Genomic DNA, 2,956 nt, shown 5'->3' with positions numbered 1-2,956 from the left:
TCCTGTTCACGTCCTTTTATCACATTATTTACATATTCCTCTCGACTATACTCAAAAGGTTCAAACTGATACATTTCCATAAGCTCTGAACATTCATCGTTTCGCTGACTTAAAATGTATTCTAATGATTCTTGAATAGTATCATAATCTATTTTTAAGTCTACTAATTTAGAAAGAATTTCAACAACGATATTCAAAACTATTTCATTCATCTTTTGACGATATATTTCTATATCATAATCTAAAGGAGTAAATTTCTCAGCCATTAAATAGTCATGAATGGATAAGTTCGGATTCTTTAAGAATGTTTTATAACTTGGTACAGGTTGGAAAGTAAGTTTTTCCCAGTTCTTGCAAAATTGTTTATATGCTTCTTCCTTTTTTTCATTTCTAGAATTTTCATCAAAATAATCTCTCTTACGAAGAATATCTATCGTATCGTTTTTATCTTCAATATTTTTTTCAGCTTGAGCAATATTGTTAAGCAAATACTCTTCTATATTCTTTTTTGCTACACTTCCACTTGACTTCGTCTTTGCTTCTTTCATCATATAATCCCTGATTACAGTACACACAAAATAATCTATTCTTTGTTGGGATAAATCATTCCATGTTAATTTCTCGCAATTGATGTCTTTTAAATATTTTCGGAAGTTTCTTGAAATATATTGCGTTAATCTTTTCAGTTCATTTTTATCGTATTGACTTCTCTTAATTCCATATAGTTCATAAATCATATCATAATCGCATATTTTATTTTGTTTTCCATTCTTCTTTTTCATTTTAATCACCTATGTTCCCTAAAATCTAAAAAATGTTCTCCTTAAAAATCTCTATTTTTCCTTATTTTAAGGCGTTTTTCATCATCTTGTCAATATTGTTTCTTTGTTTGTAATGTTCTCCTATTCACAGATACAATAAAACCATCAACAAGACGTCGAGTTGAAATAACAAAGACAACGATTCATTTGTTCTTTGTAAAAAACAAACTTTAAATAAGGAGGAAAAAGACATGAAGAATATGTCACAAATTATTGAAGGGGTAACGACAGATTTTATCAAGCAACATAATCCGTTACCACAAGAAAGTGCTTGTTCTGAGCAAGTTGTTGACGATGTCAATGATGTTCTTACTATTGAAAACACTGCAAGACAAAAAGGTGCTCAGCTCAAACTGCTTACTGATTTACCACGATTATCGATGGAAATTTTAATCTCTAACAGAGATGATATCGCTTTGGTGGCTCCTATGGATAAAAGCTTAGTGATTAAGCCTTCCGATTATTCTACGGAGCAAAAGGTTAAATTTCCTTTGGCTATCTATCAGTGGAGTGGTAGAAATGAGGGCGTTTGGGAAGTAATCACGAACCCTCACGGAGCATTTTATGAATTAGCAAAACGCTATAAAGCAGATATCTCAGACAAAGAAGTATCTCAACTTTTCATGGGTGTAAAATTGAGGGCAAAAGTCATTCAAAAATGTGCAATTCCTTACTATGTTGCAGTGGATAACGGTATTTTTGATGTCAAAAACAAAAAGCTCTATCCATTTTCAATGGATTTTGTTTTCACAAATAAAATCCATACACCTTTAGATTTCTCTGTCACTAACCCACACATCTATTTTGACGAAGACGGAAGTACGCTTGATGTAGAAAGCTGGTTTCAAAGTTTAGGTGATAGTGAATTTGTATTGAGTATTTTGGAAGTAATTCAAAGGGCTTGCATTCCGCTTGCCAAGCATAACAAAATGTGCCTGTTTTATAACACGTATGGAAATAATGGCAAAGGCACGATTTGCCAATTGATTAGGAATTTGATTGGGAATAGTGATGATGTAGTTAACATTCCACTATCTGAGTTTTCCGCTGAATTTGGATTGGCAAACTTACCAAAAGCAACAGCTATTGTGTGTGATGAAAATGATATGGGATATATCAAAGGAATGGCTAACTTAAAGGCGGTAATCACTGGAGACAGTGTCACGATTAAGCAAAAGTATCAGACAGCATTTGACTTTTCTTTTAATGGTTTAGTGTTGGAGTGTGTAAACGAGTTGCCAAGAGTAGATGATAAAACCAAATCATTTGAACGTAGATTACATATCATTCCTTTTTCGGCAAGTTTTACTAGCAATGAGCGTAAATATATCAAAGGACAATTCATCTATATGGATTGCGTGAAAAAATATATTTTGAAGAAAGTCCTTGTTGATATGGAATACCGTGAAAGCTTTACAGAAACTTCCTTAACAAAATCTGCACTTTCTGAATACAGACTGTATTCAAATTCGGTACATGCGTTCTTAGAAGAAATTCTTCCAAGATGTAAGTGGAATTTACTTCCCGCAACAGATTTTTTATACGAAATCTATAAGGGATGGTATCGAAAAACTGTACCATCTGGAAAGGTAATCGGCAGAAACGACTTTATTGATGGTGTAAAAGAATATGTTAATTCTTCTCTTAAAGAGAACCCATCATTTGAATGGGAATGGACAGACGATACCCGTTCCAACGGATATATTGACCCAACTGTAAGAGAACCATTGTTGCTTGAATATCAAATTACAACCATGGCTACTCCGATGAATATTAGCACCAATCGTCCTTATCCAAATAACCTCAAACTTAAATACAGTGGATTGAAGAGAAGAAAAGTCGTGGCGGTTCAAGGTGCTGATGATGATAGCGATGTATAACAAAAAAGAGATTATGTGTAACGCACATAAGAAATATAAGCAAGGTTGCTACCGTAACCTTGCTGAAGCTCTCAGACATGCATGGCTTGAAGCCAAACTGCAAGATTATTTTGTAACAGATAGGAGAAATAAATTATGTTGAGGATTTGTGATGAATTGAAAATTGATAAATCCAAAGTGATGAAAGAAGCACATGAAGATGTGAAAGCAGGACGTTATAAGAATATGTCAGAAGCATTAGAAATGGCATGGTTT

The 2,956-nt window shown here is 33.3% G+C and carries 2 protein-coding genes; one reads left to right on the top strand and one right to left on the bottom strand.

The genetic code is table 11. The features are described from left to right. The coding region (locus LJE08_RS13235; RefSeq protein WP_227403477.1) for a hypothetical protein at positions 1 to 782 on the bottom strand (782 nt) is incomplete at its 3' end. Positions 783 to 1,012: 230 nt separating this feature from the next. Between LJE08_RS13235 and LJE08_RS13230 the strand changes: the two genes are divergently transcribed. After that, complete coding sequence (locus tag LJE08_RS13230) at positions 1,013 to 2,701, top strand: phage/plasmid primase, P4 family (protein WP_227403476.1); 1,689 nt, start codon at positions 1,013 to 1,015, stop codon at positions 2,699 to 2,701. Positions 2,702 to 2,956: the final 255 nt, after the last annotated feature.

Source organism: Holdemanella sp. DFI.5.55, assembly GCF_020593575.1.
GTDB classification, from domain to species: Bacteria; Bacillota_I; Bacilli_A; order Erysipelotrichales; family Erysipelotrichaceae; genus Holdemanella; species Holdemanella hominis.
This window is presented reverse-complemented; position numbering and strand designations above follow the sequence as displayed.